Origin of the sequence: Streptomyces sp. NPDC050433 (assembly GCF_044458565.1) — a bacterium.
GTDB lineage: Bacteria > Actinomycetota > Actinomycetes > Streptomycetales > Streptomycetaceae > Streptomyces.
This window is the reverse complement of sequence record NZ_JBITIB010000007.1, coordinates 174097-193583: the sequence shown is the minus strand read 5'-3', so window position 1 is coordinate 193583 and position 19487 is coordinate 174097. Positions and strand designations below refer to the sequence as shown.

The window sequence follows — 19487 nt, the reverse complement described above, 5'->3', positions numbered from 1 at the left end:
TCGGCAGTCCGGAGACCCGACTATGCGCTCTCAGAGCAACTGCGCCCAGCGTGTCAGCGTCGCGAAGTCCCGCTCCCGCAGCCCGCGTCGCGGATGGATGCGCAACAGCAGCGCGGGGCCGTCGTGGTGGGTCGCGACATATGTGGTGTCCCGATCGGTGATCATGTCGTCGACCCAGGCGAAGGGCCGGCCGTCCGCCCACTCCACGAGCGGACGCGTCTTCCAGTAGAGGCCGTCCGGATCGGTCGCGAACAGTTCCGGCCACTCGATCACCGGCAGATCGGTCGGCAGCCCGACAGCCGGCGCGATCATGGTGTTGGCCTCGTGCATCCAGGTGGTGGCCCAGGCCAGTTCGAAGGGCAGCCCGGTGAGTACCGGGCCGTGGGCGGGGTTGAGGCGTACCCGCAGCCCGCGTCTGTGGCGGCGGGATCCGGGGGTCTGGCGGGCGAGCCAGTTCGACGGGCGCAGATGGTGCGTCGTGTACCCGCGCGGGCGCGGCAGCCGCGCGGCGTACGGGTTGAGGGGGCCGTCGACGTCGAGGAGCAGCAGGGGGCGCGGGCGAACGGTCATGAGGAAGAAATGCCCGCCGCGGGGCCGGTTTACGACCCCGCGCCGTCCTGCGCTCAGAAGTCCGCGAGCGTCCGCTCGTCCAGCCTGGTCACAGAGTCCTGGGCGTTCGCATCGACGTACGCGTCCCGGATCCGCTCGATCCGGGCGTCGCGTGAATTCGCCTCCGACGCCGGATACAGCAGGATCAGCTCGTACGAACGCTCCCGCTCGATCTTGCCCTGGGAGTCCCGCCACTGGCCGCGGCCCTCCTGGATCGTCAGCCCCGACGGAAAGTCCGGAGTGACCTCGCGGTCGATGAACGCCATGAATTGACGGTCGGTCACCTCCGTTCCGCCGTCGGGCCGTTCCGTACCGAAGAAGAGCCGCGTCTCGACGTAGGCCTCGCCACGACGGGTCTGCGTCGGACGCTGTTCGCTGTCGAGGGTCGCGTACGCGGCGGGAGCGCCGACCGTCAGGACGGCGACGGAGGCGGACGCGAGGGCGAGCCACGCGCGCCGCCTCGGGGAGCGCGGGGTGCCCGCGGTGCCTGGGTTGCTCGGGGTGCCCGCGGCGGGGTCGGGCTGCGAGGTGTTCGTCACGGTCGGCACGGAAGGGGCTCGCTCTCTGGGACGGTCCGCAAGGAGGGGGCTGCCACCTGCGGATTCACACGGCGGTCAACCATCCGCCCACCCCGTCGAGACACCGGCTCCCACCGGAAACCACCCGCACGAGTGCAAGACCGCCGGACAGGCCCTCGCGCCCAGTACGTTGCTCCGATGACCACCGTTCCCGAGAGCCGGCCCGCAGATCTCGTCATCACCGGCTGCACCACGCTGACGCACGACGGCACCGACGGGGCCGGTGGTATCGGCTTCACCGGCGACAGCGCGATCGTCGTACGTGGCGGCCTCATCGAGTCGATCACCACCCCGGAGGCCGTCGCCGCCCTGCCCGCGCTCGAACGCATCGACGCGCGCGGCCTGCTCGCCATGCCCGGACTGATCAACTGCCATACGCACACACCGATGGTGGCGCTGCGCGGCATCGCCGAGGACCTGCCGATCGAGGAGTGGTTCAACGACTGGATCTGGCCCATCGAGACCAATCTCACCGACCGTGACGTCGAACTCGGCGCCCTGCTCGCCTGCGCCGAGATGATCCGCGGCGGTGTCACCACCTTTGCCGACCACTACTTCGCCATGGACAGGGTCGCCGCCGCCACCGAGGCGAGCGGGCTGCGGGCCAACCTCGGCGCGGGGTACTTCTCCAGCGAGGGCGCCGCCGGCCGAGAGCGCTCCCTCGACTTCGCGCTCCGGCTGCGGGGCGCCGCCGGCGGGCGGATCACGACGTCGCTGGCCCCGCACGCCCCGTACACGGTGAACGACGACGATCTGGCCGCGACCGCCGAACTCGCTCGCGAGCACGGTCTGTTGGTGCACATCCACGCTGCGGAGAACGCGGAGCAGACGGCCGCGAGTGTCGCCGCCATCGGCCGTACACCCATCGAGACCCTGCACCGTGCCGGGCTGCTCGACGTCGACCTGCTCGTCGCCCACGGCACCGGGCTGGTCCACGGCACCGGTTCGGCCGACGGCATCGGTTCGTCCGACGGCGGGGTGGTGGCCGACGGCGGCGTGGCGGCCGACGACCTCGCCGTACTACGGCGCCGTACCGGGCGCGTCGCGTTCGCCACCGCGCCCAAGGGCTACCTCAAGTTCGGCTGGGGCCCGACGCCGCTGCGCGCCCTGGCCTCGATCGGCGTGCCCGTCGGCCTGGCGACGGACGGGGCGGCGTCGAACAACACCCTCGACGTCTGGGAGAGCATGACGCTCACCGCACTGAGCCAGAAGTCCACGCAGCGCGACCCCGGTTGGCTGACCGCCCGTCAGGCACTCGACCACGCCACCACCCAGAGCGCCCGCGCCGTCGGCCTCGGCGACGAGATCGGCGCCCTCGCTCCGGGACGGCGCGCCGATCTGATCCTGGTGGACCTGACGGGGCCGCACACCCAGCCGGTCCACGACCACGCCGCGACTCTCGTCCTCAGCGCGCGCTCCGCCGATGTGCTGACCACGATCGTCGACGGGAAGGTCCTGATGCGTGACCGCAGGCTCCTGACGCTCGACGTCCCACAGATCGTCAGCGAACTGACCACCCGCCTACCGGCGTTGACGGACCGCACCCACGGGCGCCGCATCCAGGACTACGACCCGTCGTAGGAGCCGCCCGCGCCGCGCGTACGAGCCGCCCCGCGACGCGTACGCCGTCGTCGGCGGCCCCATGATGGAAGGGTGAGACTCGAAGCGATCACCTGGGAGCGGCTGACCGGCGCACTGGCCGAGCGTGCCCTGGAGACCAAGGCCGACGACGGCGGCCCCTGGCCGCGTATCGCGGTGGACGGCGCCCCCGCCGCGCGCCCCGGCGTGCTTGCTCAAGCGCTCGCGGACGCCCTGCGGCTGAGGGGCCGCTCGGTGCTCGTCGTCGGGACCGGCGGCTTCCTGCGGCCCGCGTCGCTGCGGTACGAGTACGGGCGGCACGAGCCCGACTCGTACTACGACGGCTGGTTCGACACGGGCGCCCTGTGGCGGGAGGTGTTCGGGCCGGTGGAAGCGGGCGGGACCGGCCGTGTCCTGCCCGATCTGTGGGATCCCGCCACCGACCGCGCGACCCGCAGCGCGCGCGTCGAACTCCCGCCGGGCGGTGTGCTGTTGGTGCACGGGCCGCTGCTGCTCGGTCACTGGTTCCCGTTCGACCTCACGGTGCATCTGCGGCTGTCGCCCGCCGCGCTCCGCCGTCGCACCGAGGAGAGCGAACAGTGGACGCTGCCCGCTTTCGAACGGTACGAGCGGGAGGTCGGCCCTGCGGAGGCCGCCGACGTCCTCGTACGGGCGGACGATCCGCGGCGTCCCGCGTGGGCGCCACGGCAGAGCTGAACCGCGCCTGCGCGGGCCGGGCGGGACTGTTCACGGCACCGGTGGCCGGCCGCCCGGCAGCGCGACCGCCAGGGCTCCGGCGCGGCAGCCCGCCGCCGCGGCCGTCACCGGATCGGCGCCCGCCAGCAGGGTCGCCAGAAAGGCGCCGTTGAACGCGTCGCCCGCCCCGGTGGAGTCGACGGCCCGCGCGGAATCGGGCGGAACGCGCGCCGTCACGGCTCCGTCCGCCGCCACCAACGCGCCGTCGGACCCCAGGGTCACCACGACGAGCGGGAAGCGGCGGCTCAGCTCGGCCGCCGCCTTCCCGGCATCCGGGACGCCGGTGAGGAGCCTGGCCTCGTCGGCGTTCGGCAGCAGCACCTCGACACCGTCCGCCGCCGCGAGGAACGTCTCGGCGCCGAGGCGCGCGATGAAGCCCGCCGAGGCGGGGTCCACACTCACCGGGATGTCACGCGCCCGCGCCGACTCCAGGGCGGCGCGCACCATTTGACGGCTGGTGGCGGCGAAAAAGAGATACCCGGAGATGTGCAGCCGGCGCACGCCGTCCAGCAGCGAGGCCGACCAGTCGGCGACGTCGAGGCGGAGGACGGCGCCGCTGTCGGTCAGGAACGTGCGTTCGGCGGACGCGTCGACCAGCGAGACGACGGTGGCGGTCGCCGCGTCGTCGTCCACGACGAGCAGGGGGCGCACGCCCGCAGCTCGCAGCCGCTCCTCGTGCCACGCGGCGGCGTCCGCGCCGACCCGGCCGAGCAGCCGGACGTCCGCGCATCCCGTGGCGACGGCCCAGCAGGCCGCGTTGGCCCCGGCGCCGCCCGGCAGGGTGCGGATCTCGGCCGCCGTGTCCGTGCCGTGCGCGAGCGGCGTACGGTGCCGGGCCACCACGTCCGTGACGACGTCCCCGACGATCAGCAGCGCGCCGGCGTCGCCGTCGGCGGGCGGTTCACCGCTCACCGCGCCGCCGCGACCAGCGTGGCTAGCCGCACGTTGCCGCGTACGGCGGCCAGATTCGCCTCCAGCGACGCGCCGCCGGTACGTCGCATCAGCTCACCCAGCAGGAACGGCGTCACCGCCTGTCCGACGATGCCCCGCTCCCGGCACTCCGACAGCGCCTCGGCGAGGACCCGGTCGTGCAGCTGCGGGTCGAGCTGTTCCGACTCCGGCACCGGATTGGCGACGATCAGCGCGGCCTCCGGCCCGCCGAGCTTGTCCTGGGCGTCCATCACCGCCGCGACCTCCTGCGGAGTGCGCACCGTCCAGTCGACGGGCTCCCCGGACGATGTCAGGTAGAAGCCGGGGAAGTGCTCCGTGCCGTACCCGAGGATCCCGATGCCCAGGGTCTCCAGGCGCTGCAAGGTCGCCGGTACGTCCAGGATCGACTTCACGCCCGCGCAGACCACCGTGATCCGGGTCTCGGCGAGCAGCCGCAGGTCCGCCGACTCGTCCTGCGCCCCGACCCAGTCGCGGTGGACGCCGCCCAGGCCGCCGGTCGCGAAGACCCGGATCCCGGCGCGGGCGGCGAGGAACGCCGTCGCGGACACGGTCGTCGCACCGCTGGCCCCCGTCGCCAGGGCGGGCGCCAGATCGCGGTGGCCCAGCTTCCGGACGGACGGATCTCCGGCGACCCGCTCCAACTGGTCCTTGTCCAGGCCCACATGGGCCCGGCCGTCCAGCACGGCGACGGTGGCGGGGACGGCGCCGCCGGACCGTACCAGCGCTTCCAGCTCCTCGGCGACGGCCAGATTGCGCGGTCGCGGCAGACCGTGCGCGATGATCGTCGACTCCAGGGCGACGACGGGCCGGCGCGCGTCGAGCGCCGCCCGCACCTCGGGGGACAGCAGCAGTGTCGTGTCAGGCATGTCCCATCCCTGGCACGGCACGGAGCCCGGCAAACGTCTCGGGCCGACCGGAGAGCGGGCAGGCCGTGGCGGGAAGCCGCGTCAGAACAGCGGCGCGGGCAGCACGCCCTCCAGAGCCAGCAGTTGGCGCTTGGTCTCCAGACCGCCCCCGAAGCCGCCCAGCCCGCCGCCGCTCTCCACCACCCGGTGGCACGGCACCACGATCGGCAGCGGGTTGGACCCCATCGCGGCGCCGACCGCCTGGGCCGCGCCCGGACTGCCCACCCGGTCGGCCAGATCGCCGTACCCGACGACCGTGCCGTACGGGACGCCGGCCGCCAGCTCCCGCAGCACCTGCCGGTTGAAGCCGCCCGACAGCGACCAGTCGAGCGGCAGCTCGAACTCCCGGAGGGTGCCGTCGAAGAAGGCCGCCAGCTGACGTATCGGCTCGGCCAGCCGGCCCGCCGGATCCTCGACGGGCTCGGCGCCGAGCCGCCCCTTCAGCTGTCGAAGTGCCGCCTCCCGCCGCCCCGTCGTGGCGTGGAAGACAACTGTCACAAGTCCTTCACCGGTGGCGGCCAGCAGCAGCGGACCGATGTCGCTCCCGACGACGGCCCACTCCACCGACTGCGCGTTGCTGTCCATGCCGACAACGCTACGGCCAGGGTCTGACAACGGCTTTCGACCCCGCACCGGCCCCGCTCGTCAGCCCACCGCGTCCCGCACCACGTCCGGGTTGTTGGTGATGATGCCGTCCACGCCGAACCCGTCCACGCGCAGAGCGCCCGCGGCGTCGTTGACCGTCCAGGTGTTGACCTGGAGCCGCTTGCCGTGCGCGCCCTTCAGCCGGTGCACGGCGGCCACGTACTCGGCGGTGAGCGAGGAGTGATGCGGGTTGATCTGGTCGGTGAACTTCGCGTACGACGGCAGGTCGGCCACCGCCGGCGTACCGAGGAAACCCGTGATCACGTCGGGCCGCTGCGCGTGCACGGCCTTCACACTGTCCGCGCCGAAGCTCTGGATGACGAGCTTGTTGCGCACGTGCGCCGGGTCCAGCCAGCCCTCCGCGCGGAGCACGCGCAGGACGTCCTTCTCGATGCCCGGATACTGCTCGGGCGCCTTGATCTCCAGAAGAAGCTTCTGCCGGTTGTCCTCGACGGCGTCCAGATACTCCTTCAGCGTCGGCACCCCCGCGCCCGCCCACTCGGCGCCGAACCAGCTGCCCGCGTCCAGCCGCGCGACCTCCGCGGCGGTGAAGTCCTTCACATTCCACGGAGCGCGGTCGGGGAAGACCTGCTCGACGTCGGTGGTGCGCTTGAGGTCGGTGTCGTGCAGGACGACCAGCTCGCCGTCCTTCGTACGCTGGACGTCGTTCTCCACCCAGTCGATGCCCAGCTCCTCGGCCTTGTCGACGGCGGCGAGGGTGTTCTCCGGCGCGTAGGCGGAGGCGCCGCGGTGCGCGATGACCAGCGGATCGGCGTCGTCCCGCGCCGACGCGGGGGACGTCTCGGGGGCCGTGGCGCGCGGCGCGGCGGCCGACGTGGTCCCCGGCAGGACCAGCGCGACGGCTCCCAGCAGTGCGACGGTCGCGGTCACAGAGGTGCGTGCGTACACGTGAACTCCTTGCGTCGATCGATCACAGACGGGCCGAGAGTGACAGTCGGCGGCCAACACGCGACAGGCGAAGGTTGGCCACAACGTGAACGGAATGCGCCCTCGCCGGGCCCGGAGGCGGTCTCCAAGTCGACAAAGGGGTGACCTGATGTTTGCTTGCCGTGCCGCTGGTCATACCCTCGCCCCCGAACCAACGCTTCCGCAGACGGCTCATCAGGAGCGAAGGGCGTACCGCATGCAGGGCACCACCGAAGGATTCAGCTACGGCCTGATCACCCCCGTGGCGGCCTTCCTCATGGCCTGCCTCGGCGGCGCGCTGGGCCTGCGCTGCGCCATGAGATCCCTGCACACGGCCGAGCGCGGACGCAAGGCCGGCTGGCTCGCGCTCGGCGCCACCGCGATCGGCTCGGGCGTCTGGACGATGCACTTCATCGCCATGATGGGCTTCGCCGTGGCGGAGACACCCGTCGCCTACGACCCGGCCACGACCCTCGCCAGCCTCGCCCTCGCGATCGTCATGGTCGGCCTCGGCATCTTCATCGTGGGTTACCGGGGCACGACCACGATGGCCCTGGTCACCGGCGGTACGGTCACCGGTCTCGGCATAGCGAGCATGCACTACCTGGGAATGGCCGGAATCCGTCTGGAGGGCAGACTCGGCTACGACACGGTGACCGTCGGCGGCTCCGTCGTGATCGCTGTCGTGGCGGCCACCACGGCGCTCTGGGCCGCCGTGTCCGTCCACAGCCTGCTGATGAGCCTCGCAGCCAGCCTCGCCATGGGGGTCGCGGTCACCGGGATGCACTACATGGGCATGGCCGCCGTCCACGTCCATCTGCGGACGTCCGGCGCCTCCGCCGACGGGGCCGACGGAGCCGAACCGGCCAGCACACTGCTCGGTCCCATGCTGGTGGGGCCCGGCGTCTTCCTGCTGCTGGCGGCCGTCGTGGTGATCTTCGACCCGCTGATGGTCATGGGCGGCCCGGAGCGGAGCGGCCCCGTGCTCCGGAACCAGCAGGGCCGAGGACGCCACGAGCGGGCCCTGCCCGGCATACCGGCGCAGCCGGCCGGGTGGGAGCCCAGGTACGGGGAAACGGCCGAGGAGACGGTGTCCAGGCGGTCCGGGGGCGGGTCGCGGGACATCCACGACTGGTGATCCGACCGGGCATCCACCCTCGACTGTCAGTGGGTGGTCGTACGGTGGGTACATGCGGCCAGTTTCCAAGATCGAACGTACTTTGGCGCCTTTTGAGGTCATCAGCTCCTACGAGCCAAGCGGCGACCAGCCGACGGCGATCGCGGACCTGGAGCGCCGCATCCGCGCAGGTGAGCAGGATGTCGTCCTGCTCGGTGCGACGGGCACCGGCAAGTCGGCCACCACGGCCTGGATGATCGAGAAGCTTCAGCGCCCCACCCTGGTGATGGCTCCGAACAAGACGCTGGCGGCCCAGCTGGCGAACGAGTTCCGCGAGCTGCTGCCCAACAACGCCGTCGAGTACTTCGTCTCGTACTACGACTACTACCAGCCGGAGGCGTACGTCCCCCAGTCGGACACCTACATCGAGAAGGACTCCTCGGTCAACGACGAGGTCGAGCGGTTGCGCCATTCGGCGACGAATTCGCTGCTCACCCGCCGTGACGTGGTCGTGGTCGCGTCCGTCTCCTGCATCTACGGCCTGGGTACGCCCCAGGAGTACGTGGACCGGATGGTGCCCCTGAAGGTCGGCGAGGAGTACGACCGCGACCAGCTGCTGCGCCGCTTCGTCGACATCCAGTACACGCGCAACGACATGGCGTTCACGCGCGGCACCTTCCGGGTCCGCGGCGACACCATCGAGATCTTCCCGGTCTACGAGGAACTGGCCGTCCGCATCGAGATGTTCGGCGACGAGATCGAGGCCCTTTCCACCCTCCACCCCCTCACCGGCGAGATCATCAGCGAGGACCAGGAGCTGTATGTCTTCCCGGCCAGCCACTACGTGGCGGGGCCCGAGCGCATGGAGAAGGCCGTCAACGGCATCGAGCGCGAGCTGGAGGAGCGCCTGGCCGAGCTGGACCGGCAGGGCAAGCTCCTGGAGTCCCAGCGGCTGCGCATGCGAACCACGTACGACATCGAGATGATGCGCCAGATCGGTTCCTGCTCCGGTATCGAGAACTACTCGATGCACTTCGACGACCGCTCGCCCGGCACCGCGCCCAACACCCTCCTCGACTACTTCCCCGAGGACTTCCTGCTGGTCATCGACGAGTCGCACGTCACGGTGCCGCAGATCGGCGCGATGTACGAGGGCGACGCGTCCCGCAAGCGCACCCTGGTGGACCACGGCTTCCGGCTGCCCTCCGCGCTGGACAACCGCCCGCTGAAGTGGGAGGAGTTCCAGGAGCGCGTCGGCCAGACGGTCTATCTGTCGGCCACCCCCGGCAAGTACGAACTCTCCCGCGGCGACGGATTCGTGGAGCAGATCATCCGCCCCACCGGGCTGGTCGACCCGGAAGTCGTCGTCAAGCCCACCGAGGGGCAGATCGACGACCTGGTGCACGAGATCCGCGACCGCACCGAGAAGGACGAGCGGGTCCTGGTCACCACCCTCACCAAGAAGATGGCCGAGGACCTGACGGACTACTTCCTCGAACTGGGCGTGCAGGTCCGCTATCTGCACAGCGACGTCGACACCCTGCGCCGTATCGAGCTGCTGCGCGAACTGCGCGCGGGGGAGTACGACGTCCTCGTCGGCATCAACCTCCTGAGGGAGGGCCTCGACCTCCCCGAGGTGTCGCTCGTGGCGATCCTCGACGCGGACAAGCAGGGCTTCCTGCGGTCGGGGACATCGCTGATCCAGACGATCGGCCGCGCGGCGCGCAACGTCTCGGGTCAGGTCCATATGTACGCGGACAAGATCACCCCGGCGATGGAGCAGGCCATCGACGAGACCAACCGCCGCCGCGAGAAGCAGATCGCGTACAACACCGAGCGCGGACTCGACCCGCAGCCGCTGCGGAAGAAGATCAACGACATCGTCGCGACCATCGCGCGTGAAGAGGTCGACACCGAGCAACTGCTCGGTACGGGCTACCGCCAGGGCAAGGAGGGCAAGCAGGCGAAGGCCCCGGTGCCGGCGCTCTCCGGCCGGGCGGACAAGGCGGGCAAGCAGGGCGCGGTGGTCACCGACCGGCCCGCGGCCGAACTGGCCGGGATCATCGAGGAGATGACCGATCGCATGCGCGCGGCAGCCGCCGATCTGCAATTCGAAGTGGCCGCTCGGCTGCGTGACGAAGTGAGTGAACTGAAGAAGGAGCTGCGGCAGATGAGAGAAGTGGGGCTCGCCTGACGCCGCCGCACCTGGTGTGTTTCAAGACCGACACAAAAACGGCCGAAGTCTCCTGCGCTGTCAGTGCGACTGCGTAGGGTACGGGACAACCGCACACATGGACGGTTGCGGGGAAATTCCGAGAGGGGACAGCGCGTGGTGGACGTATCCAAGGGCAGTGCGCCCGGGGGCCCTGGGGTCAACCTGACCAAGGGGCAGGCCATCAGCCTGGAGAAGAGGGGCGGCGGCACCCTGACCGCGGTCCGTATGGGGCTGGGCTGGCAAGCCGCCCCGCGTCGCGGCCTGTTCGGGTCACGCACCCGCGAAATCGACCTGGACGCCTCGGCCGTGCTCTTCGCCGACAAGCAGCCGGTCGACGTGGTCTTCTTCCGCCACCTTGTCAGCGACGACGGCTCCGTGCGGCACACCGGTGACAATCTCGTCGGCGGTGCCGGACAGGGCGGCGACGACGAGGCGATCCTCGTCGACCTCCAGCGCGTTCCGGTGCACATCGACCAGATCGTCTTCACGGTGAACTCGTTCACCGGCCAGACGTTCCAGGAGGTGCAGAACGCCTTCTGCCGCATCGTCGACGAGACCAACGGCGACGAGCTCGCCCGTTACACACTCGACGGCGGCGGTCAGTACACCGCGCAGATCATGGCCAAGGTGCACCGCGCCGGCGCCGGCTGGCAGATGACAGCCCTGGGCAACCCGGCCAACGGCCGGACGTTCCAGGACCTGATGCCGGCGATCCTGCCGCACCTGTAGGCACGGCTCTCGCCAGCGCACGTGCAGCTCCCGGAGGCAAGGCCGCCGGGAGCTGTACCGGTTGGCGAGAGGTACGGCACGACGCACGCACCACCGCACGACACGACACGTACGACACGACGCAGCACCACAGAACGACATCACTACGGGGCACCGACGCGTGACCGACGAGGGGACAGAGGCGATGACGGCCGAGCTGGTCCGGGGGCAGAACCATCCCTTGCCACACAGCCGACTTGAGATCCGGGTGACGGCCGGAGCACCGGTCATGGCGTGTGCCACCCTCGGCGACGACCGGGGCACGGTCCTCGGCATCGAGTGGGTCGCCCATCCCGGCTCGCCCACGCTGCCCGGCATCGAGGTGTCCCGGCAGGCCGCCGCCGGCCTGCGCTTCCATGTCGACCTGGAGGCCGTGCCCGACCGCGCGCATCTGGTGCACGTACTGCTCGCGCTCCCCGAAGGGGTCGGCGGCCCCGCCAGGTTCGGCACCACGGCCGCCCCGTTCGCCGCCGTCACCGCCACCGACGGCACCGAGATCGCCAGCTTCACCATCACCGGCCTGGAGGCGGAGTCCGCCGTCGTCGCCCTGGAGCTCTACCGCCGCCAGGGCGCCTGGAAGGTCCGCGCCGTCGGCCAGGGGTACGCGGGCGGGCTCGCCGAGCTGTTCGGCGACCAGGGCCTGCCGGGGGCCCGCGAGTTCGCCGCCGGGATCCAGGAGGCGGTGGCCCGGCACATGGCCAGCGCCATCCAGGCCCCGCTGACCGGCACACCGGACGGCGTACGTGTCCGCTCCGACAGGTCCGCCACCGCCACGCAGCCCGGCCAGACCGCGGCGGGTGCGGCGGGCGCGGCCGGCGCCTCGCCGGGCGGGAGTTCAGCCACCGGTGCGACGCCGCACCAACGGCCCGGCACCCCCGGCCAGCCGACCGGCCCCGCGGACGGCCAGGGCCAGCAGCCGGCTGCCGCCGCACACGGCACCTCGGGTGGGCGCGTCAACTACACCCACCCGCGCCGGCAGACCACGGCTCCGCCCACCCCGCCGCCCGCGTCGCCGCCGGCGCAGCCCGGTCAGACGCCCCGCCCGGTCGCGGGCGACGCGACCGGCTGGTCCATGGAGGAGCGCCTGTACAACCAGGTGTGGGGCATGTTCGAGGACCTGGCCCGCGCCACCGCCGCCTACCGCAGCGCCGTCGACTTCGCCGAGTCCCGGATGGACCAGGAACTGGACCGGGTCCTGTCCGACCCGCGCAGCCGGATCGGCGGCACCGGCGACGCGGCCCGCGAGGTCGCCCGCGCCAAGCGGGACCAGCTCACCGACCAGGCGCGTGAGGCCCTTGACCGGGACCTTGGCCAGCTGGCCGCCGAGTCCGACGTCGTCGAGCCCGCCCTGCCGCCCGCGTACGCCCGCTGGGACAACCCCGTTTGGCACGCCTACCGCGTCCCGATGGACAACCCGATGGCGCTGCGCCTCGGCGATCTCCACCTGCCGGAGCGCACGGACCTGCGGATCCCGATGCTGGTCAGGCTCCCCCTGGAGCGTGGCCTGTGGATCGACAGCGGCCGGTCGGGCTCGGAGGCCGCCCTGATGCTGGACGAGGGGCAGTTGCGCAGGCTCGCCATGGACAACGCGGTCGGTCATGCCGCGCGCCTCCTCGCGGCGTACCCGCCGGGCGAGTTCACGGTCCATGTGATCGATGCCGCCGGCTCGGCGGCCATGTCGCTGGCCCCGCTGGTCGGCGCGGGCGTGCTGAGCCAGCCGCCGGCGAGCGGCGCCGCGGGCGTCTCCTCCGTGCTGGCGAAGCTCACCCAGCGCGTGGACCTGGTGCAGATGGCCATCAGGGGCGGCGCGGCGGACTCCCTGCCGCCCGATCTCGACACCGGCGAACAGCTGCTCATCGTCAACGACTTCCCGCACGGGTTCGACGACCGCGCGGTCACCCAGCTGCGCTATCTCGCCGACGAGGGCCCGGCCGTCGGTGTCCATCTGATGATGGTCGCCGACCGGGAGGACGCCAGCGCGTACGGCCCGGTGCTCGACCCGCTCTGGCGCTCGCTGCTGCGGATCACACCGGTCGCGGACGACCACCTCGCCGACCCGTGGGTCGGGCACGCGTGGACGTTCGAACCGCTGACGATGCCGCCGGGCAGCCAGATACTCCGACGCGTCCTGGAGCAGGTCGCCGAGGCGCGCCGGGCTTGGCGCCGCTGACCCGTACACACGCCCTGACCTGCACCTCAGCACCCGCCTGGGCCCGAACTTTACCTTCTCTTGGTGTTTCCTGTACTCTCCATTGAACGGAGGGGAGTACTCCCGCACCGCGACGTACCCGTCAATACGGACCGCCATCGGTCCCGGGGCGTCGGCCCGCCGGCGCAGATGAGACGCCCTGGGTGGAAGAGACCTCCGGCAGCGACGACGCTGATCAGTAGCCGTACGAAGCCGGAGGCGTAGTGGACGTTTCATGGACCCTTTGGGTGCTGACCATTCTTGGTCTGTGTGCCCTGATCGCGGTCGACTTCCTCATCGGGCGCAAGCCCCATGACGTGTCGATCAAGGAAGCCGGAATCTGGACGGTCGTCTGGATCGTTCTCGCCGTGCTGTTCGGCGTCGGCCTGCTGATATTCGGCAACAGCCAGGCCTCGGGCGAGTTCTTCGCCGGATTCATCACCGAGAAGTCGCTCAGTGTCGACAATCTCTTCGTCTTCGTCCTGATCATGGCGAAGTTCTCGGTGCCCTCACACCTTCAGCAGCGGGTGCTGCTCATCGGTGTGCTCATCGCCCTCGTCCTGCGCGCCATCTTCATCGCGGCGGGCGCGGCGATCATCGCCAGCTTCTCGTGGGTGTTCTACATCTTCGGCGCGTTCCTGATCTACACCGCCTGGAAGCTCATCCAGGAGGCACGCTCCGGCGAGGAAGAAGAGGAGATCGAGGACAACCGTCTCCTGAAGTCCATCGAGAACCGCTTCGGAGTCGCCGACAAGTACCACGGCACGAAGCTCTTCATCCGCAACAACGGCAAGCGCGTCCTGACCCCCCTGATGGTGGTCATGCTCGCCATCGGCACCACCGATGTGCTGTTCGCGCTGGACTCGATCCCCGCGATCTTCGGTCTGACCCAGGACCCGTACATCGTCTTCACCGCCAACGCCTTCGCGCTGATGGGTCTGCGGCAGCTGTACTTCCTGATCGGCGGCCTGCTCAAGAAGCTGGTCCACCTCAGTTACGGCCTGTCGGTCATCCTCGGCTTCATCGGCGTGAAGCTGGTGCTGCACGCACTGCACGAGAACGGGGTGCATGTCCCCGAGATCTCCATCTCCTTCTCGCTCGCCGTCATCTGCGGTGTGCTGATCGTCACCACGATCACCAGCCTGATCGCCTCCAAGAAGCAGGCGGAGCGCGAAGCGGCCGAGGGCAAGGACGCCGGGGACAAGATCGAGGGCAAGGACAGCGCGGGCAAGGCAGACATCGACGCCTGACCGCGCGACGTACGGGATCGCGACGTACGAGACACAAGACCGGGGCGAGTGGCATCAGCCACTCGCCCCGGTCCGCCCTACCAGCCGCGCTCGCGCCAGGCGGGCAGCTGCGGGCGCTCGGTGCCGAGTGTGGTGTCGTCGCCGTGGCCCGGATAGACCCAGGTCTCGTCCGGCAGCCGGTCGAACAGCTTCGTCTCGACGTCGTTGATCAGGCTGGCGAAGGCCTCCGGGTCCTGGAACGTGTTGCCCACGCCGCCGGGGAAGAGGCAGTCGCCCGTGAAGAGGTGCGGATGGCCGTGCGGGTCGTCGTAGACCAGGGCGATCGAGCCCGGCGTGTGACCGACGAGACGGCGCGCGGTCAGTTCGACCCGGCCGACCCTGATCGTGTCCCCGTCCTCGACCAGGACCTCGGTCGGGACGGGGATCCCCTCGGCGTCGTACCGCCCGGCGTACGTGGTGGCGCCGGTGGCGGCCACGACCTCGGCCAGCGCCTGCCAGTGGTCACCGTGCCGGTGCGTGGTGACGACGGACACGATGCCGTCGTCACCGATCAGCGTCAGCAGCGTGCCCGCGTCGTTCGCCGCGTCGATCAGCAGCTGCTCCCCGGTGGCCCGGCAGCGCAACAGATAGGCGTTGTTGTTCATCGCGCCGACGGCGACCTTGGAGATCATCAGGTCGGTCAACTCGTGCACATCTGCCGGTCCGTCGAGCTTCACGGCTCCGCTGTATGTCATACGACTCAGCCTATAGCGGAGGCAGCACCGGCAGCAGGGAGTCCGTCGTCCTGAGCGCCGACCCGTCGCGGCGTCCGGCGAGCCAGCCCATGAGGTCGGCCGTCGAGCCCGTGACGGTGGCCGGAGCGCCGTCGGCGCGGCCCGTGCGCCAGGTGCGCCCGCCGGGGGAGGCGAGGGCGAGCGGCGGTACGTCGGCGTTCCCGGCGAAGCGCTCGGTGAGGAAGTCGATCTCGCGGCCGGTGAAGTCGTCGGAGAGATCTTCGAGTTCCAGGCCGATGCCCAGGTCGACATGGTGGAGCTGGACCTCGACGAGTCTGCGGAACGGGAGCCGGGCGGCCACGTCCGTCACGCCGTTGCGGAGCGCGACCGTGCGTGCCCAGTCCGCGGGGCGGGCCGCCACTCGCCGGAAGCGCTCGGCCGTGTCGCGTACGTCGGCGACCTGGACGTCCAGGGGCCGCGGGGCGTCCCGCTCGATGTCGGCGTCGCGGGTGGCGGCGTCCGGGTACATCTGCCGCCCTTCGAGCACATTGACGAGCGCGTCGGCGTTCCTGGCCAGATGAGCCAGGACATGACCGCGGCTCCAGCCCGGCAGCCGTGACGGCTCGGCCACGGAGACGTTGTCCAGTCGGGCGGCTGCGGTGAGGAGCCGCTCGGTCGCTTCACGCAGTGATTCCAGGTCGCGCACATGATCGAGCATGGGGCCGACCATAGCCCCACCACTCCTTCGGGTGAAGGTGGCAGCGAGGGGCCGAAAATCGAATGCGCGTGCTATAAGCTCCTCGGAGGCATCCTGGAAAGGAGCCCTCGCAGCCCGGTGCCCCAGTGACCCGGGTCATTCCGTTTGGCAGTCCATCGCTCTGGCGACCCCCATTACTCTGGGACGGGGGCTCCGCCCCTGCTTCTCTCCAGAAAGGTGCGGACCGGCGTGGCCGACCGTCTCATCGTCCGTGGCGCTCGCGAACACAATCTCAAGAACGTCTCGCTCGACCTCCCCCGTGACTCCCTGATCGTCTTCACCGGGCTCTCGGGGTCGGGCAAGTCCTCCCTCGCGTTCGACACGATCTTCGCGGAGGGGCAGCGTCGCTATGTCGAGTCGCTGTCCTCCTACGCCCGGCAGTTCCTCGGCCAGATGGACAAGCCGGACGTCGACTTCATCGAAGGCCTCTCGCCGGCCGTCTCCATCGACCAGAAGTCCACCTCCCGTAACCCCCGCTCGACGGTCGGCACGATCACGGAGGTCTACGACTACCTCCGGCTGCTCTTCGCCCGTATCGGCAAGCCACACTGTCCCGAGTGCGGCCGGCCCATCACCCGCCAGTCGCCGCAGGCCATCGTCGACAAGGTCCTGGAGCTGCCCGAGGGCAGCCGCTTCCAGGTGCTGTCGCCGCTGATCAGGGAGCGCAAGGGCGAGTTCGTCGACCTGTTCTCGGACCTCCAGACCAAGGGGTACAGCCGGGCGCGCGTCGACGGGCAGACCATCCAGCTGAGCGAGCCGCCGAAGCTCAAGAAGCAGGAGAAGCACACCATCGAGGTGGTCGTCGACCGCCTCACGGTGAAGGGCAGCGCCAAGCGCCGGCTGACCGACTCCGTCGAGACCGCGCTCGGGCTCTCCGGCGGCATGGTCGTGCTGGACTTCGTCGACCTTCCCGAGGACGACCCCGAGCGCGAGCGGATGTACTCGGAGCATCTGTACTGCCCGTACGACGACCTGTCCTTCGAGGAGCTGGAGCCCCGCTCCTTCTCCTTCAACTCGCCCTTCGGCGCCTGCCCCGACTGCACGGGCATCGGCACCCGCATGGAGGTCGACCCGGAGCTGATCGTCCCCGACGAAGAGAGGTCGCTCGACGAGGGCGCCATCCACCCCTGGTCGCACGGTCACACGCGGGAGTATTTCGGCAGGCTCATCGGCGGTCTGGCCGAGTCCGTCGGCTTCCGTACGGACATCGCGTGGGCCGGACTGCCGCAGCGCGCCAAGAAGGCCCTGCTGTACGGCCACAAGACCCAGGTCGAGGTGCGGTACAGGAACAGGTACGGCCGCGAGCGGGCGTACACGACGCCGTCCTTCGAAGGCGCGGTCTCCTTCGTCAAGCGCCGGCACTCCGAGGCGGAGAGCGACACCAGCAGGGAGCGCTTCGAGGGCTACATGCGCGAGGTGCCCTGCCCGACGTGCCACGGCACCCGACTCAAGCCGCTCGTCCTCGCGGTCACGGTCATGGACAGGTCCATCGCCGACATCTCCGCGATGTCGATCAGCGAGTGCGCCGACTTCCTCGGCGAGATGACGCTGAACGCGAGGGACAAGCAGATCGCCGAGCGCGTCCTCAAGGAGGTCAACGAACGGCTGCGGTTCCTGGTCGACGTCGGCCTGGACTATCTCTCGCTCAACCGCGCGGCCGGCACCCTCTCCGGCGGCGAGGCGCAGCGCATCAGGCTCGCCACCCAGATCGGCTCCGGTCTGGTCGGCGTGCTCTACGTCCTGGACGAGCCGTCCATCGGCCTCCACCAGCGCGACAACCACCGGCTGATCGAAACCCTCATCCGGCTGCGCGACATGGGCAACACCCTGATCGTCGTGGAGCACGACGAGGACACCATCAAGGTGGCCGACTGGATCGTCGACATCGGCCCCGGCGCGGGTGAGCACGGCGGCAAGGTCGTCCACTCCGGCACATTGAAGGAGCTACTGGCCAGCGAGGATTCGATCACCGGGCAGTATCTGGCCGGCAAGAAGGCCATTCCCACGCCGGACCTGCGCAGGCCGGTCGATCCGGGCCGCGGGCTCACCGTGCACGGCGCGCGGGAGAACAACCTGCGGGACATCGACGTGTCCTTCCCGCTCGGCCTGTTCACCGCCGTCACGGGCGTCTCCGGATCCGGTAAGTCGACCCTGGTCAACGACATCCTCTACATGCACCTGGCCCGTGAGCTGAACGGCGCCAAGTCGGTGCCGGGGCGCCACACCCGCGTCGACGGGGACGACCAGGTCGACAAGGTCGTGCATGTCGACCAGTCGCCCATCGGCCGTACGCCCCGGTCCAACCCGGCCACGTACACCGGGGTGTTCGACCATGTGCGCAAGCTCTTCGCCGAGACGATGGAGGCGAAGGTCCGCGGGTATCTCCCCGGCCGCTTCTCCTTCAACGTCAAGGGCGGACGCTGCGAGAACTGCGCGGGCGACGGCACGATCAAGATCGAGATGAACTTCCTGCCGGACGTGTACGTCCCGTGCGAGGTCTGCCACGGCGCCCGGTACAACCGGGAGACCCTGGAGGTCCACTACAAGGGCAAGTCCATCGCCGAGGTGCTGGACATGCCCATCGAGGAGGGGCTCGACTTCTTCGAGGCCGTCCCGACGATCTCGCGCCACCTCAAGACGCTCAACGAGGTGGGCCTGGGCTATGTGCGGCTCGGCCAGTCCGCGCCGACCCTCTCGGGGGGTGAGGCGCAGCGTGTGAAGCTGGCCAGCGAGCTGCAGAAGCGGTCCACGGGCCGCACGGTGTACGTGCTGGACGAGCCGACCACCGGGCTGCACTTCGACGACATCAGCAAGCTGATCAACGTGCTGTCGGGGCTGGTCGACAAGGGCAACACGGTGATCGTCATCGAGCACAACCTGGACGTCATCAAGACGGCGGACTGGGTCGTCGACATGGGTCCCGAGGGCGGCAACGGCGGCGGGCTCGTCGTCGCCGAGGGCACACCGGAGCAGGTGGCCGGGGTCGCGACCAGCCACACCGGAAAGTTCCTGCGGGAGATCCTCGACGCGGAGCGGATCAGCGACGCCGCTTCCTCGGGACGTACGAAGTCACCGGCCCGGAAGACGGCGGCGAAGACGGCGACGGGCACGACGGCGAAGAAGACCGCGGCCAGGAAGACGGCCGCGCGGTCCCGTAAGTCCTGACATCGGCGGCCGGGGCGTCCCTCGCGGGCGCCTCGGCCGAACGTATGAGCGGGATCTGGGTCAGAATGGGCACCTTCCATCAATCGGCAGGATGCGAGATGAAGGTGTCCGAGCAGCAGCGCGGTGAGAGCGCTTCCGTCGTCCGGATCATGGCAGAGGTCCTTGGGGCCGATGAGTTGAAGCCCTCCGACAGCTTCTACGACTTCGGCGGCACATCCCTCCAAGCGGTACGCATATGCACCCGCGTCAAGAGAGAGCTGGGCATCCGGGTCTCTCCCGACACGGTCTTCGACAGTGAGACGGTCGCCGACTTCCAAGCCGCCGTGATCGCCTGCGGCGAAGCCGTCTGACGGGGACGGGGACCG

Annotated in this window: 17 protein-coding genes; 9 read left to right on the top strand and 8 right to left on the bottom strand. The window is 70.2% G+C overall.

What is annotated here, in order from left to right; genetic code table 11:
- Positions 1 to 30: 30 nt before the first annotated feature.
- Both ACIBLA_RS11315 and ACIBLA_RS11310 read right to left on the bottom strand, forming a co-directional pair.
- Positions 31 to 570, bottom strand: a complete 540-nt coding sequence (locus tag ACIBLA_RS11315) for a hypothetical protein (RefSeq protein ID WP_399198434.1) — start codon at positions 568 to 570, stop codon at positions 31 to 33.
- A gap of 53 nt (positions 571 to 623) precedes the next feature.
- On the bottom strand, positions 624 to 1157 hold the full coding sequence (locus tag ACIBLA_RS11310; protein WP_399198433.1) for a DUF3574 domain-containing protein: 534 nt from the start codon (positions 1155 to 1157) through the stop codon (positions 624 to 626).
- Between the two features lie 168 nt (positions 1158 to 1325).
- Between ACIBLA_RS11310 and ACIBLA_RS11305 the strand changes: the two genes are divergently transcribed.
- Positions 1326 to 2768 carry an amidohydrolase gene (locus tag ACIBLA_RS11305; RefSeq protein ID WP_399198432.1) on the top strand — a complete coding sequence of 481 codons (1443 nt, stop codon included), beginning with the start codon at positions 1326 to 1328 and terminating at the stop codon, positions 2766 to 2768.
- A 72-nt stretch (positions 2769 to 2840) separates the two neighbouring features.
- Positions 2841 to 3482 carry a uridine kinase gene (locus ACIBLA_RS11300; RefSeq protein ID WP_399198431.1) on the top strand — a complete coding sequence of 214 codons (642 nt, stop codon included), beginning with the start codon at positions 2841 to 2843 and terminating at the stop codon, positions 3480 to 3482.
- A 30-nt stretch (positions 3483 to 3512) separates the two neighbouring features.
- On the opposite strand, the gene ACIBLA_RS11295 is transcribed toward ACIBLA_RS11300, so the two are convergent.
- The 4 genes from ACIBLA_RS11295 to ACIBLA_RS11280 form a co-directional block, all read right to left on the bottom strand.
- Positions 3513 to 4433, bottom strand: coding sequence for a carbohydrate kinase family protein (locus ACIBLA_RS11295; RefSeq protein WP_399198429.1), 921 nt, complete (start codon positions 4431 to 4433; stop codon positions 3513 to 3515).
- A complete protein-coding gene (locus tag ACIBLA_RS11290; RefSeq protein WP_363241589.1) occupies positions 4430 to 5338 on the bottom strand; it encodes a pseudouridine-5'-phosphate glycosidase in 909 nt (302 codons plus the stop codon). The genes ACIBLA_RS11295 and ACIBLA_RS11290 overlap by 4 nt, the downstream gene beginning before the upstream one ends.
- Before the next feature lie 81 nt (positions 5339 to 5419).
- On the bottom strand, positions 5420 to 5962 hold the full coding sequence (locus tag ACIBLA_RS11285) for a methylated-DNA--[protein]-cysteine S-methyltransferase (protein WP_363241588.1): 543 nt from the start codon (positions 5960 to 5962) through the stop codon (positions 5420 to 5422).
- A gap of 60 nt (positions 5963 to 6022) precedes the next feature.
- Positions 6023 to 6931, bottom strand: a complete 909-nt coding sequence (locus tag ACIBLA_RS11280; protein WP_363241587.1) for a glycerophosphodiester phosphodiesterase family protein — start codon at positions 6929 to 6931, stop codon at positions 6023 to 6025.
- Positions 6932 to 7166: 235 nt separating this feature from the next.
- On the opposite strand from ACIBLA_RS11280, the gene ACIBLA_RS11275 reads away from it, so the two are divergent.
- The 5 genes from ACIBLA_RS11275 to ACIBLA_RS11255 all read left to right on the top strand — a co-directional run bounded on the left by ACIBLA_RS11275 (position 7167) and on the right by ACIBLA_RS11255 (position 14487).
- Positions 7167 to 8087: an MHYT domain-containing protein gene (locus ACIBLA_RS11275; protein WP_399198428.1), complete on the top strand. Its 921-nt coding sequence runs from the start codon at positions 7167 to 7169 to the stop codon at positions 8085 to 8087.
- A 52-nt stretch (positions 8088 to 8139) separates the two neighbouring features.
- Entirely contained in the window at positions 8140 to 10260 is a 2121-nt protein-coding gene (uvrB, locus tag ACIBLA_RS11270; RefSeq protein WP_399198427.1) for an excinuclease ABC subunit UvrB, read from the top strand.
- Between the two features lie 183 nt (positions 10261 to 10443).
- A complete protein-coding gene (locus ACIBLA_RS11265) occupies positions 10444 to 11010 on the top strand; it encodes a TerD family protein (RefSeq protein ID WP_031231966.1) in 567 nt (188 codons plus the stop codon).
- Positions 11011 to 11194: 184 nt separating this feature from the next.
- Positions 11195 to 13219 carry a TerD family protein gene (locus ACIBLA_RS11260; RefSeq protein WP_399198469.1) on the top strand — a complete coding sequence of 675 codons (2025 nt, stop codon included), beginning with the start codon at positions 11195 to 11197 and terminating at the stop codon, positions 13217 to 13219.
- A 242-nt stretch (positions 13220 to 13461) separates the two neighbouring features.
- Positions 13462 to 14487, top strand: coding sequence for a TerC family protein (locus tag ACIBLA_RS11255; RefSeq protein WP_363241584.1), 1026 nt, complete (start codon positions 13462 to 13464; stop codon positions 14485 to 14487).
- 77 nt (positions 14488 to 14564) lie between these two features.
- On the opposite strand, the gene ACIBLA_RS11250 is transcribed toward ACIBLA_RS11255, so the two are convergent.
- Together ACIBLA_RS11250 and ACIBLA_RS11245 are read right to left on the bottom strand one after the other, a co-directional pair.
- Positions 14565 to 15221: an MBL fold metallo-hydrolase gene (locus ACIBLA_RS11250; RefSeq protein ID WP_363241583.1), complete on the bottom strand. Its 657-nt coding sequence runs from the start codon at positions 15219 to 15221 to the stop codon at positions 14565 to 14567.
- 10 nt (positions 15222 to 15231) lie between these two features.
- Entirely contained in the window at positions 15232 to 15918 is a 687-nt protein-coding gene (locus tag ACIBLA_RS11245; RefSeq protein WP_363241582.1) for a maleylpyruvate isomerase family mycothiol-dependent enzyme, read from the bottom strand.
- Between the two features lie 228 nt (positions 15919 to 16146).
- Here ACIBLA_RS11245 and uvrA point away from each other — a divergent pair, with 228 nt between their 5' ends.
- Complete coding sequence (gene uvrA / locus ACIBLA_RS11240; RefSeq protein ID WP_399198426.1) at positions 16147 to 19122, top strand: excinuclease ABC subunit UvrA; 2976 nt, start codon at positions 16147 to 16149, stop codon at positions 19120 to 19122.
- Between the two features lie 98 nt (positions 19123 to 19220).
- Positions 19221 to 19472, top strand: coding sequence for an acyl carrier protein (locus tag ACIBLA_RS11235; protein WP_363241578.1), 252 nt, complete (start codon positions 19221 to 19223; stop codon positions 19470 to 19472).
- Positions 19473 to 19487 lie beyond the last annotated feature (15 nt).